At 52.4% G+C, this 13,296-nt stretch carries 13 protein-coding genes; all 13 read right to left on the reverse strand.

Features of this window, described 5'->3' with window-relative positions:
- Positions 1–123: 123 nt before the first annotated feature.
- On the reverse strand, positions 124–1,560 hold the full coding sequence (gene cpsB, locus EFER_RS10735; protein WP_000083413.1) for a mannose-1-phosphate guanyltransferase: 1,437 nt from the start codon (positions 1,558–1,560) through the stop codon (positions 124–126).
- 2 nt (positions 1,561–1,562) lie between these two features.
- A complete protein-coding gene (gene wcaI, locus EFER_RS10740) occupies positions 1,563–2,786 on the reverse strand; it encodes a colanic acid biosynthesis fucosyltransferase WcaI (protein WP_000699770.1) in 1,224 nt (407 codons plus the stop codon).
- Positions 2,783–3,262, reverse strand: coding sequence for a GDP-mannose mannosyl hydrolase (gene gmm, locus EFER_RS10745; protein WP_015953530.1), 480 nt, complete (start codon positions 3,260–3,262; stop codon positions 2,783–2,785). The genes wcaI and gmm overlap by 4 nt, the downstream gene beginning before the upstream one ends.
- Before the next feature lie 2 nt (positions 3,263–3,264).
- The gene (gene fcl / locus EFER_RS10750; RefSeq protein ID WP_000043585.1) at positions 3,265–4,230 is read right to left on the reverse strand and encodes a GDP-L-fucose synthase; all 966 of its coding nucleotides are present in this window, start codon (positions 4,228–4,230) and stop codon (positions 3,265–3,267) included.
- Between the two features lie 2 nt (positions 4,231–4,232).
- Positions 4,233–5,354 carry a GDP-mannose 4,6-dehydratase gene (gene gmd / locus EFER_RS10755; RefSeq protein WP_000048190.1) on the reverse strand — a complete coding sequence of 374 codons (1,122 nt, stop codon included), beginning with the start codon at positions 5,352–5,354 and terminating at the stop codon, positions 4,233–4,235.
- A 26-nt stretch (positions 5,355–5,380) separates the two neighbouring features.
- A complete protein-coding gene (gene wcaF, locus EFER_RS10760) occupies positions 5,381–5,929 on the reverse strand; it encodes a colanic acid biosynthesis acetyltransferase WcaF (RefSeq protein WP_001153542.1) in 549 nt (182 codons plus the stop codon).
- Between the two features lie 15 nt (positions 5,930–5,944).
- Entirely contained in the window at positions 5,945–6,691 is a 747-nt protein-coding gene (wcaE, locus tag EFER_RS10765; protein ID WP_000927034.1) for a colanic acid biosynthesis glycosyltransferase WcaE, read from the reverse strand.
- A 125-nt stretch (positions 6,692–6,816) separates the two neighbouring features.
- Positions 6,817–8,037 (reverse strand): colanic acid polymerase WcaD, encoded by a 1,221-nt coding sequence (wcaD, locus tag EFER_RS10770; RefSeq protein ID WP_000107805.1) that lies wholly within the window; start codon positions 8,035–8,037, stop codon positions 6,817–6,819.
- Positions 8,012–9,229 carry a colanic acid biosynthesis glycosyltransferase WcaC gene (gene wcaC, locus EFER_RS10775; RefSeq protein WP_001023949.1) on the reverse strand — a complete coding sequence of 406 codons (1,218 nt, stop codon included), beginning with the start codon at positions 9,227–9,229 and terminating at the stop codon, positions 8,012–8,014. The genes wcaD and wcaC overlap by 26 nt, the downstream gene beginning before the upstream one ends.
- Positions 9,226–9,714, reverse strand: coding sequence for a colanic acid biosynthesis acetyltransferase WcaB (gene wcaB / locus EFER_RS10780; RefSeq protein ID WP_000888731.1), 489 nt, complete (start codon positions 9,712–9,714; stop codon positions 9,226–9,228). The genes wcaC and wcaB overlap by 4 nt, the downstream gene beginning before the upstream one ends.
- 2 nt (positions 9,715–9,716) lie before the next feature.
- Positions 9,717–10,556 carry a colanic acid biosynthesis glycosyltransferase WcaA gene (wcaA, locus tag EFER_RS10785; RefSeq protein ID WP_000654512.1) on the reverse strand — a complete coding sequence of 280 codons (840 nt, stop codon included), beginning with the start codon at positions 10,554–10,556 and terminating at the stop codon, positions 9,717–9,719.
- A 128-nt stretch (positions 10,557–10,684) separates the two neighbouring features.
- On the reverse strand, positions 10,685–12,847 hold the full coding sequence (gene wzc, locus EFER_RS10790) for a tyrosine-protein kinase Wzc (RefSeq protein WP_000137160.1): 2,163 nt from the start codon (positions 12,845–12,847) through the stop codon (positions 10,685–10,687).
- Positions 12,848–12,849: 2 nt separating this feature from the next.
- On the reverse strand, positions 12,850–13,293 hold the full coding sequence (wzb, locus tag EFER_RS10795; RefSeq protein ID WP_000482918.1) for a low molecular weight protein-tyrosine-phosphatase Wzb: 444 nt from the start codon (positions 13,291–13,293) through the stop codon (positions 12,850–12,852).
- Positions 13,294–13,296 lie beyond the last annotated feature (3 nt).

A 13,296-nucleotide genomic window follows, 5' to 3' on the forward strand; every position in this document is an offset into this window, starting at 1 on the left:
ACGCCGCATCCGACAGCCATCGCCTGATGCGACGCTGTCGCGTCTTATCAGGCCTACAAATCCGTACCGTAGGTCGGATAAGGCGTTCACGCCGCATCCGACAAACAGCGCCTGATGCGACATTTACACCCGTCCGTAGCGATCCGCGAAGCGCACCACATCATCCTCTTCGAGATAAGAGCCGGAGCGCACTTCAATTAAATCGAGGGGAATTTTCCCCGGGTTTTCCAGGCAGTGTTTTGCCCCCAGCGGAATATAAATGGACTCGTTTTCACCAAGCAGTTTGATATCACCGTCAATGGTGACTTTTGCCGTTCCCGCGACCACTACCCAGTGTTCCGCGCGGTGATGGTGCATCTGTACCGACAAGCCCTCGCCCGGTTTCACGGTGATGCGTTTCACCTGGTAGCGGTCGCCCGCGTCGATAGAGTCATATTTGCCCCACGGGCGATACACTTCGCGATGCACCCGATGCTCATGGCGACCATCGGCTTTGATCTGCTCGACCACTTTTTTCACATCCTGCACCGCGTTACGGTCTGCAATCAGCACCGCGTCTTTGGTCTGCACCACTACCAGATCTTTCACCCCGACGGTGGTGACCAGGCCAGATTCGGCATACACGTAGCTGTTTTCGGTTTTGTGATTAATCACATCGCCGTGGCAAACGTTGCCTTCCGCGGTGTGGGCGCTGATCTCCCATAAAGAGGACCAGGAACCGACATCGCTCCAGCCCGCATCCATCGGCACCACAACGGCATCTGCCGTACGTTCCATGACCGCGTAATCCACCGACTCTTCCGGGCAGGCAAGAAACGCCTCTTCATCCACACGAATAAAATCGAGATCCGGATCGACGGCACTCATCGCCTTTTCACAGGCATCGAGAATATCCGGGCGATATTTTTTCAGTTCTTCGAGATAACGTCCGGCGCGGAACAGGAACATGCCGCTGTTCCAGTAATATTCGCCGCTTGCCACATAGGCCTGAGCGGTTTCCAGATTCGGTTTTTCGACAAACTGCGCCACTTCAAAGGCCACCGTATCCTGCTCACCCGCCGACACTTCACCGCGACGAATATAGCCATAACCGGTTTCTGGTAGATCCGGCACAATGCCGAAGGTGACCAGCTTGCCCGCTTCGGCATACGGCATGGCATTACGCACGGCGGCGCGGAACGCGTCTTCGTCGGCAATCACATGATCTGCCGCCAGGACCAACATTAACGGATCGCTGTCCGGGCTATGACGTTTTGCCGCCAGCGCCGCCAACGCAATGGCAGGTGCAGTGTTACGCCCTGCCGGTTCGAGAATAATGTTCTCGGTGAGTTTGTTTAGTTGACGCAGCTGTTCCGCGACAATAAAGCGGTGCTGCTCATTGCAAATCACCACCGGGCTTTCGCACTCCACGCCGTTCAGGCGGCAGATGGTGGTTTGCAGCATGGTAAGATCGCCTTTCAGGCATAAAAACTGCTTGGGATAAAGTACGCGGGAAAGCGGCCATAAGCGGCTACCGGAGCCACCTGCCATCACAACTGGATAGAGTTTCGACTGCGACATAATTATCCCCGAATATCATGTATAAATTGACGTAACACGTTCTCTTTATCGAGCGTGCGTTCGGCATATTCACGTGCCACCGTGTTGTGTTTGGGCAGCAGGAGCGCCTGACGAATCCCAGCAACCAGCGCCTCGACCGATTCCGGTTCTACGCAAACCGCAATTCCTGGGAAGGTTTCGCAAAGCTGCCCCAGTTCTGTGTGAGCTTCTGCGGTAATTACCGCGTTACCGCCTACCGCCAGAATATTGGTCAGTTTCGACGGCAATACGGCATCTGCCGCACCGCGTTTTTGCACCACCAGATGGCAATCCCCCATCTTCAGCAGTGCAGGCAAGGCGTCATACGATTGCAGCGGGAAAAATTGCATATTGCGCAGTCCGCGCTGCTGCGCCATTTTTTCCAGCCGCGCTTTGCCGCCGCCCTGCCCGACAATGGCAAAAATCAGCGGTTCATCGCGCAGGCGATCGGCAGCTTCAATAACGTTTTCCAGCCCCTGCTTTTCACCAATATTGCCGGAGTAAAGAATGATTTTTTTGTTATCCGGCAGGCCAAGTTGGTTACGAAGGGCAGCAACATCGGCGTCTGCGACATGCTGAAAACGAGCAATTTCCGACCAATTGGGGAAGAAGATGACGTTTTCCGCCGCCACGCCTTTTTCGATGGCTTTATTCATCATCGAGCGCGAAATCGTGGAAACGTTATCGACGTTATGCAGTCCGCTACGTTCGAAGGCTGTCGCCAGCTGTGCCACTTTGCCGCCTTTGCCTTTTCCGGCAAGGCCCAGCCCCAGCATGGCATCCACTTCGTAATCCTGAATATGCAGCACGGTACGCGCACCAGAGAGTTTCGCCAGCAGGCGCATTCCCGGCGTGCAAAACAGCGTTGGTACTACGCCGATAATGCGATCCGGCTTCCAGCGACGTTGCGCCATCAGGGGAAAAAAACTGCTGGCGGCAAAGCTGCCGAGATGTAACAGGCGTTTCACGGTGCTCGGCTGTTTTGGCACATACAGCGGGCAGCGCCACACCGTGGCGGCCCCCTCTTCTCGTTTGTACCACCATGCGGAATAGTTCTCGCCCACCTGCCACTGCGGGTAGTACGGCGGTGCGGTAATGACCCGCACCTCATGACCTTGTGCCGCCAGCCATTCCACCATCTCGCCGGTGTATTTGCCGATGCCGGTTAACTCCGGCGAGTAGTTAATGCCGTAGACCAGTATTTTCATAATCCGGGTACTCCGGCACGCTTCTCAGCGAGAAAATAGGCGCGGCTGTTAGGGTGAACATTGTCACTGGCGAGCAGTGCGTCCGGCGTCAGCCAGCGGTAATCGTCATGCTGCTCATCCGGCAGTAACAGTTCTTCTTCCGCTACTCTGAAGCGAAAACCGAGCACCACATAGTGAGTGGTGAAATCCGTGCCGGAGAAGTTATCGTCATAAAAGTGCTGCCAGACACCGTAAAACTGGCCTGCTGTTATCGGCAGACGCAGCCCCAGTTCCGCCATCGTCAGCCGCTCAAATGCGGCTTCCAGCGTTTCGTCTTTCTGCACGCGCCCTCCCGGCACAAACCAGTAACCCTGCGCCGGGCGGTTGGTTCTTTTGCCAAGCAGAAACTCGCCGCGGCTGTTCTCGACAATAAAGTCGAGAGAGAGCAGCGGAGTGGAGCGCACTACCGTGGCAAAGTCTTCCTGACGTAAAAACATCATTACCCCCGAAAACGGTCTTGATTCTCAAGGAACCACTGGTAAGTGCTGGCAAGCCCCGCTTCCAGTGAAATTTCGTGATACCAGCCAAGCTGATGCAGGCGCGTCACATCCAGCAGTTTGCGCGGCGTGCCATCCGGTTTGCTGGCATCGAAAACCACCCGACCTTTGTAACCCACCACTTTGGCGATGGTTTGCGCCAGCTCGCGGATAGTGCAGTCCACGCCGGTACCGACGTTAATGTGCGACAGCATCGGCTGGGTGTTCTCCAGCCAGACTTCGTGCGCCAGCTCCATGACATGAATGCTTGCCGCCGCCATATCATCGACATGCAGAAATTCGCGCATCGGCGTACCGCTGCCCCACACCACCACGTCCGGTGCATTCTGTGCCGTCGCCTCGTGGAAGCGGCGCAGCAATGCGGGGATCACATGCGAATTACTTGGATGGAAGTTGTCGTGCGGCCCGTACAGGTTGGTCGGCATGACAGAGCGGTAATCGCGTCCATACTGGCGGTTGTAAGATTCGCACAGTTTGATCCCGGCGATTTTGGCAATGGCGTATGGCTCGTTGGTCGGCTCCAGCGTGCCCTGTAACAGCTCGCCTTCTGCCATCGGCTGTTTTGCCAGTTTTGGGTAGATGCAGGACGATCCGAGAAACAGCAGTTTGTTCACGTCGTTCTGATGCGCAGCGTGAATGATGTTGCTCTCAATCATCATATTCTGGTAGATGAAATCCGCCGGATACGTGTTGTTGGCGACAATCCCGCCCACTTTCGCCGCCGCCAGATAGACCTGGTCAATGCGCTCGCTGGCAAAGAAATCATGCACCGCGCGGCTGTCCAGCAGGTTCAGTTCGTCGCGGGTGCGTAATACCAGTTCCACATCACCGCGCTGTTCGAGCTGTCGCTTGATGGCAGAACCGACCATCCCGCGATGGCCAGCGATAAAAATGCGTTGTTTACTCATGCTTATGACTCCAGCGCGATCGCCACGTCGTAGCCGTGAGATTTCAGCAGAGAGTGTTTTTTCGCCGCTTCGAGGTCATTAGCCACCATTTCAGATACCATCTCTCTGAGGGTGATTTCCGGTTTCCAGCCCAGCTTTTCGTGCGCTTTGGTCGGGTCGCCGAGCAGCGTTTCTACTTCAGCAGGACGGAAGTAACGCGGGTCAACGGCGATAATCACATCGCCCGGTTTAACGCCCGGCGCGTCATGCCCGGTGACGGAAACCACAATGCCCTTCTCTTCAACGCCCGTGCCTTCAAAGCGCAGTTTGATGCCCAGTTGTGCTGCCGCCATTTCCACGAACTGACGCACGGAGTACTGAACGCCGGTGGCAATAACGAAATCTTCTGGCTGTTCCTGTTGCAGCATCATCCACTGCATTTTTACGTAGTCTTTGGCGTGGCCCCAGTCACGCAGGGAATCCATATTGCCGAGGTACAGGCACGACTCCAGCCCTTGAGCGATATTGGCGATTGCGCGGGTGATTTTGCGGGTCACGAAGGTTTCGCCACGGCGCGGGGATTCATGGTTAAAGAGAATACCGTTACAGGCGTACATGCCGTAGGATTCGCGGTAGTTAACGGTGATCCAGTAGGCATACAGTTTGGCGACCGCATATGGAGATCGCGGATAGAACGGCGTGGTTTCTTTCTGCGGAATTTCCTGCACCAGACCGTACAGTTCAGAAGTGGAAGCCTGATAGAAACGGGTTTTCTTTTCCAGACCAAGGAAGCGGATCGCCTCCAGCAGACGCAGTGTGCCCATCGCATCAACGTCTGCGGTATATTCCGGTGACTCAAAAGAAACCGCAACGTGGCTCATTGCGCCCAGGTTGTACACTTCATCCGGCTGCACTTCACGCAAAATACGCGTCAGGTTGGAGGTATCACTCAGGTCGCCATAATGCAGATGGAATTTCGGGTTGCAGGTGTGCGGATCCTGATAAATGTGATCCACGCGCTCGGTGTTGAATGACGATGCACGACGCTTAATACCATGTACCTCGTAACCTTTTTCCAGCAGAAACTCCGCCAGGTAAGAACCGTCTTGTCCGGTTACACCGGTGATGAGAGCGACTTTTGACATGTCTTATTCCTCTGTATTTTTTGAATTTATTCAGTTTCAACGCGTTCGCGTATCACCACTGCGGGATTCCCCCGGCAAACTCTATTTGCCGGAAGCGATTTAAAAACACTGCTTCGCGCACCCACGACGGTGCCGTCGCCGATCGTGACGCCAGGAGCAACAAAAACATCGGTTGCCAGCCAGCATTTCTCGCCAATCACAATGGGCGTGGCGTTTATGGTGAAATGTCGACTTGCATGGTCGTGGCTCCCGGTGCATAAATAACTTTTTTGCGATATCACCGAATGTGCGCCAATGGTTATTTCACCGAGGGTATATAAATTGACCTCATCGCCGACCCACGCGTAATCACCTAAGGTTAATTTCCACGGATAGGTAATTTTTACTGACGGACGAATAACTACGTTTTTTCCTATTTTTGCGCCGAATAAACGTAATAAAAAAGCCCGCCAGCGATATAATATTTGTGGCGACCAGGCAAATATTGTTGCCTGTACTGCCCACCACAATTGCACTTTAATAGCGTTGCCGCCCCGGAACCCTTTCGGCACCGAGAAACCGCTTAAATCTTGCATTGGTATTCCTTATATTCAGACTTTGTTATATAAGGCTTTCGTCTTTGAGGTCGTGCGCTGGCGTAAATGCCAGGATAATTCAGCCCAGAAGCCAGGCACATGTAATATTTGCCGTTGGACTTTTTTCGCGTCAGCACACAATTCCATATTATTGGTGGTAGATACCCCACCCATAGAAAATTCAGACACCAGCCCATTGAGTTTTTTAAACGCATAACCGGCTTTATACATTTTGGCCGCCAGCGCATAATCGGATGAAACTTTATATTCCAGATCATAACGCCATTTTTTCAAGCCGGATACCGGGAAAAATATCGCCTGATGGCTGGCGGGCAGGCTGTGATAAATATACCAGCCCGGTTTAGCGCGACGTTTAATTTTATGCCCGTCGCCAAAATCCAGCAGCGCATCGCCGGTAATCATCACGTTATCTTTTTGCATTTTTAATCTACGGACAAAATTTGCGGCATCCTGATGAAAAATATCGCCCGAGTTGAGAAACAGCGCAAACTTGCCTTGTGCCATCGCAATGCCTTTGTTCATGGCGTCGTAGATGCCCTTATCTGGTTCACTGACAAAGCGTAGGTTATAGATACCATTGAGATTTTCCAGATACTCACGGGTGCCGTCATTGGAACCGCCATCGACAACAATCCATTCGAAGCTGATATCGTCAGCCTGCGCCAGATGCGCCAGCGAGGCATGTGTTTTGACTATCCCTTCAAGGTTACGAAACGCGACGGTGATTATGCTAAGCAACATTTTTTACCTCGTAATACCCGTCATACTTCAAGCTGCATGTGCGTTGGTTTTCCTCGCTCACCCCAGTCACGTACTCGTGTACGCTCCTGGGGATTCGCTGCGTCACCAACTTCCTGCAACTCGAATTATTTAGGGTGTATATTTAACGCTTTTCGCAAAATAAATGGACAGACGATTAAAAATGCATATTCCGGGCTAAATATCGAACCGGTAAAAAACAGCGACACCGGAGTAAAAAGATAGAGCTGCACACGAAAATTGCGATTATCACCAAAAGCGTTGATCATCATTTTTATCACTTTCCCCATATACCACAGTGATAAAAGCACTGCGAACCAGGAAAAATAAATAATCAGCAGATACAAACCATTGTCTATGGTTTTTCCGACATCCGCACCGTTAAATATTCCGAATGATGCGACATATTCATAAAGTGAGCCAAATCTGACTACACCGTCAATATGGCTCAAAGAATAACCGACCATCACCAGTGGACCGACAATACGATAATACGATGACGATCCTTCCGTACCTAAATCGCCCAAGCGGGTGGAAATATAAGGAAACGCGATTACCACACCAACCAGGAATACAGCCAGAGAAATCAATGCTAACGGTAACTTTTTCTTAATCGCCTCTTTATTCAGATATTGAAACGCCCACTCCAACAAATAAAACAGGATAAAGGTCATAACCCCTGAAAACGATCCGGATAATATTATCCCTGCGAGAATCATAGCATCGGTTTTAGGCGTTTTGATACCAAACTGTTTGATACTGAGCCAAATTGAGATTAATGCCAGAGCGAAAAATGCCGGTTCGAAATAAAGTGCTGTCGTGCGCTTGCCGCCGAATTTAATGAAATTCAGCACATAACTGTTGCTGTAAATCAGATATTTCGAAATCGACTCCATAATACTGCTGCCGCCAGTGAGGATAATTTGCGCCATCTCCACCGCCGCCAGCGCCACCACCAGCCCGACCACCAGATAAAAGAAACGTAATATCTTGCGATGGTTGTGTGGCGAAATCGTTTTAAAGCGAATACTCCACACCATGCCAATAATGATCACAATATAGACAAACAGCATGGTTGAAGTGACGTATTTACTGGCATCCAACGACTGACCAAACAAGTAGTTAAACGCCGTGAGTCCCGCGCCAATCCCTAAGGCAATCATCAATTTTTTAACGCTGATGCGCTCTAAAAACAGCAGTAACAAGACAGGTAAAAAAGTGACGATGGTGATGGGGAAACTTTCGCCAAGCTGGGCGATTTTGACGTTAACCAGCAGGTAAATCAGCGGCAGCAGCAGGTAGCTACAGATTCTGATAGAAGTTGACATACTCCTCCAGCATCTGTTGTCCACTGTAGGCGGCGCGGCTGCGCTGGCTGAACTCAGCCAGCGTGGTACCAAATATCGCCTGCGCGATTTCCGGTTTGCTTAACTGCACCAGTTGCAGCACCTCTTCTTCGCTGACGGTTTTACCGCCGGATTTTTGCAGCACTTCCCGCGCCGCATCACTATGGGTGGCAATCACCGGCACACCAATTGATAACGCCTCACACAAAATCAGCGGGTAGTTATCGACGCGAGAACTGAACACCAGCGCATCCATCTGATTAAGCGCGCTCATCAACTTGCGCTTGTCAGTTTCAAAGCCGTGATTAACAACGTTACCAGCGGTGAACGGTGAAAACTTACCAAAGGTATGCAGTTCTATTTTGTCACCCAGCGCCATCATCTCGCGCACCAGTTGCTGGTTAGTTTTGCCGTCGTAACGCAGGTCATGCGCCACCACTGCGATTTTCGGCTTGCCCTGAGTTTCGCGCACCGGAGGCAGGTCCGCCAGAATCGCTTCGGTTGCCATATCAATGCCATTATTGATAATCCGGCAACGCCCTGGACCGTACAGGCTATTGAAAGCGTCAGCCACATGCTGGCTGGGGGAAATAAACTGACAGCCCAGTGCTAGCATCTCACGGAATAACTGGCGTTTGCCCGCCACCAGCTGGTGTGCGCGATCAATCTTCACCGGCGGATAGTTATTTAAGGTCGGGCATTTCTGACAGCCCGTTTTCCAGCCTTCGCAACCGTCGGTAAAAGCGCAGCGTCCGGTAACGCTCCAGTGATCGTGCAGTGTCCAGACCAAAGTGACATCCGGTTTGTGGTTTTTCACCTTTTCGCAAAAGCGCACCACGCTCTTAAGATTCAACCAGTAGCTGTGCAGCACATGAAAATGCAGGACTACCGGTCCCGGTGTGCGAGTAATGGTGCGATATAACTCATTGAAGTTGCCGAACAGATCGCGATTAAACAGACGAAACAGGGCCATGTTCGCCATCGCGGTCATCCGCGGCGTATGTTTGATGACCTGCGGATAGTTCTGATGGCTGACGCTCTCTTTGCCGCCTTTGCCGTAGCCGTAGACAAAATGTGACGCCAGCCCCTGTTGCAGCGCGCGCTGGTGGAGATCTAACGCCACACCTGCCGCCCCGCCTTCCGCCAGTCGCACATTAAATTGCAGAATATTCATTTAATTACCTTCACTCGCGCTTTTTCTCCCACCACCAGCGCGTTGTCCGGGACAGAGTCGAGCACCACGCTGCCCGCGCCCACGGTGACGTTATTACCAATCATGATATCGCCGAGAATAATGACGTTGGCACCAAGCTCGACGCCGTTGCCAATGTGTGGACATGCCATGTTATCGGCACCACGATTGCCGATAGTGACACCGTGGCGAATGGTGAAATCATCCCCCGCTACCACGTTTTTATTGATCACTACGGCATAGCCGTGATGGATAGTAAAGCGTCGGCCAATGGTCGCGGCGGCCTGGATTTCATAACCGAAAAAGCATTCGGTGATAATGCGATACAGCATCAACAGCGGGGCCGCCCACAGATTGTTGAGGACGTTTTTTTTGCGCCACACTGAACAAAAATGAGCAACGCGATAGGCAAGAACCATGCAGCACGGGCGTAAACTCCAGCTGTTGGCGCGCAGATCTTCCAGCATCTTTAGCGCCCCCGAATTCCATCAGCCAGACGTTTGCCGTTACGCACCGACAGCAGCGTCAACAAGGTGCGCCAGGTCATGCGTTTATTGCGGATCTGGTAGAGGGTAAACAACTGATATTTTTTGCTGGCGCGGTCGAATTTGTCTTTGTGCTTACGATAAAAGTGGAAGTACCCGGAGAATTTTTTCGGTGACGAGGTGATCTGCATTTCGCCGTGATTGATATGCAGGATCTGCGTCGCCTCTTCCACTTTCCACGGTTCGCCGTACTCCACCACCATTCGCAGGAAGATGTCGTAATCCTGTGCCGCTTTCAGTTCGGTATCGAACAAGCACTCTTTGAAACGCCACGCCCAGCTGAACACCTGATTACCAATGATATTGCGTTTGTAGAACAGGCGGCGTGAATACGGCGATTTGGGATACAGCGGCAAGCTTGCCGGTTGGGAATAAACTTCGCCCTGGCAAACGTAGTCGTTGGCGTACAAGAACGCATGTGTGACCAGTTGCTGTTTATGGGCGAGGAAGACGCTCAGGCGGTTGGGTGTCCATTCATCATCGTCATCGATCCCGGTGATGTATTCCCCTTGCGCCAGCATAATCGCCTGGTTACGTACCGCGCACGCCCCGCTGTTAATGTCGTTGTGAATGTACGTAATGCGCGAATCGTTGAGGGCGGTGACGTACTGTTGCAACTGTTCCCAGGAGGTGGAGCAATCATCCACGATAATCATCTCCCAGTTGCTGTAGTCCTGGCGCAGGACCGATTTTATCGCCCGAATCGCCAGTTGTTGGCGGTTCCAGGTCGGCATATAGATTGAGATCAGCGGATTGTCTTTCATAGGTTGTTCTCCCGGAGTATCGAGATGTTCTGCCGGTTTATAAGCTGGTTTACAGGTTCTGTTGCCGGATGCGGCGTGAACGTAGGTCGGATAAGATGCGTCAGCATCGCATCCGACAGCGGATCTCGTTATTTCGCGTCCGACTTATATTCGTATTCGTAATAGCCATAATCCTGATACGCGCTGGCGCGGCGAAAGATAGAGTTCAGAATCACCCCTTTCACCGGAATTCCGTTTTGCTCAAAGCGGCTCAGACTGGTTTCCACTTCTTTCAAGGTGTTGACCGCATAACGCGCCACCATTAACGTGGTTCCGACGTGACGCCCGACAATTGCGGCATCGGTCACAGCCAGAATCGGCGGCGTATCAATCAACACCAGGTCGTAGTTTTTACTCGCCCAGTTCACCAGTTCGGTAAAGCGTTCGCTCATCAACAGTTCAGAAGGATTTGGCGGCACCTGGCCGCGCGGGATCAGGTCAAATTTGGCAATAGAGGTCGGTTTAGCAGCGGTAGTAATATCGCCCTGACCAATCAGAATTTCCGACAGGCCATTGACGTTATTGGTGCCCAACAGCTCGTGGGTGTAGCCTTTGCGCATATCGCAGTCGATCAACAACACCCGTTTATTGGTCTGACTGATCACCGCCGCCAGGTTAGCGCAGACAAAGGTTTTACCGATTGACGGGCTAACCCCGGTCATCATCAACACATTGTTCTGCGCCTGCATCATCGCGAAGTGCAGACTGGTACGCAGACTGCGGATGGCTTCAATCGCCAGATCGGTTGGATTCCCCACCGCCAGTAGCTGGCTCTGTTTATAGCGTTTAACCCCTTTGATGGTTTTGACGCTATCGCGCGCTTTTTGCCATTCCGACAGCGGGATGCTGGCATAGACGCTGATGCCGTGTTCTTCCAGCACCTGCGGGCTTTCGATGCCGCGATTAAACAACGAGCGCAGCAGCACACCCACGATAGAGAGCATCAGGCCGAGGATAATTGCGCCGAGGATAATCAGCCCTTTCTTCGGTTTTAGCACGCCAGGCTGGGTGATTGCCGGGTCAACAATGCGCACATCGCCGACGGTGCTGGCTTCGGTGATTTTCAGCTCCTGCTCTTTATTCAGCAGTTGCATATAGACTTGCTGACCAGACTCGACATCGCGCGTCAGACGCACAATTTCCTGCTGAGTCTTCGGCATCGCCGTTACGCGACCGTTAAGTTTGGCTTTCTCTTCTTCCAGCGCCTGACGTTTCTCCAGCAGCGTGCGGTACGCCGGGTGAGCTTTGGTGTACAACTTGGAGATTTCCGCCTCTTTAAAGGTCAGTTCGTTCAACTGCGCGTCGATGTTCACCATTGAATCAAGCACCGCTTTCGCTTCCAGCGGCAGATCAACAGAATCTTTATCCTGACGGAAGGCATTCAGTTTGTTTTCAGCAACATCAAGGCGGCTGCGTACTTCTGGTAACTGTTGCGCGAGGAAGGCGAGGCTTTTCGACGCTTCCGCCGATTTGCGCTCAATATTTTGTTCCTGATAGTTACGGGCGATACTGTTAAGAATGTCGCGGATCTGTTCGCGATCTTCACCGGTATAAGTCAGGCTCAGTACGCCAGCGTCTTTGCCATTCTCTGTTACCGTCAGGCTGTTTTGCAGTTGATTGATCATCCCCAGCGTGGAGTATTTAGTGACGGTAAACTCACTGCCCTGGCTGGCGTGAATAGCTTCAACCATCAGCGTGACGCCTTCTTTTTTCAGCATCTGACCCGCTTGCCCACGAGCGCTAAAGCCGCCGTCGCTGCTCAAAGTGTAGTTTTTGTCATCAAGCACATTAAGCGTAAACACCTGATCCGCCATCTCTTTCGGGCGGTTAAAGGTGGTCACTTTCACCGTCTCGTTCTGGCGTCCCATCAGGCGATCCCAGCCCGCACCGAAAATCGGGAACGTGTTTTTGCTCACAGCAATATCGAGGTCGAGATCGTCCACCGTTTTACCGAGCACCAGACGCGAGCGAATCAACTGGATCTCGGCGTCCGATGCTGGCGGCTTGTTGGCTAACGCCGAGCCGATATCCTGCACTAACGAATTGCCGCTGCTTTGCTCGATTTGTACCAGTGCGTCGGCGCTGTATATCGGCGTAGCGAAGAAGGTGTAAACCACAGCACAGAGGGCGAATACGGCGGTGATGCCAATTACCCACCAGCGCGCTTCAATGACGGTGCCGACCAGGCGACCAATATCGATTTCATCACTGCCCGTTACCGGAGCGGCATGTTGTTTTACTTTTTCTGTCATTGTTATACCTGCTCTGCGTTCAATGCCTGCGCCCACTGGCGGGCAGACCGTTCAAGTAATGTGTACACCGCTGCAAACGTTTCCCGGCTTTTGCGATACGGATCGGGGATTTCACATTCGTTATCCCAGTGACCAAACAGCATCACTTTGCCGCGCATCTCAGGTGCCATCTCGCATAAGCGTTCGATATGGCGCTTTTCCATGGTCAAAATCAGGTCGTAGTTGCGACACAGGCTGCGGCTGATTTGACGGGCACAGTGACCTTCCAGAGACAGTTGATGTTCTGCGGCGACGCTGATAGCGGTAGGGTCAGCGCCCTTACCGACCAGCGCACCGAGTCCAGCGGACTCCACTTTCAGCTCAGGGTGATAACGTTGCAGTAAGCGTTCCGCCGTCGGGGAACGGCAAATATTGCCGACACAGACAACTAAGATGTTGTTAAACATGAC

It is taken from the genome of Escherichia fergusonii ATCC 35469 (assembly GCF_000026225.1).
Taxonomy (GTDB): domain Bacteria; phylum Pseudomonadota; class Gammaproteobacteria; order Enterobacterales; family Enterobacteriaceae; genus Escherichia; species Escherichia fergusonii.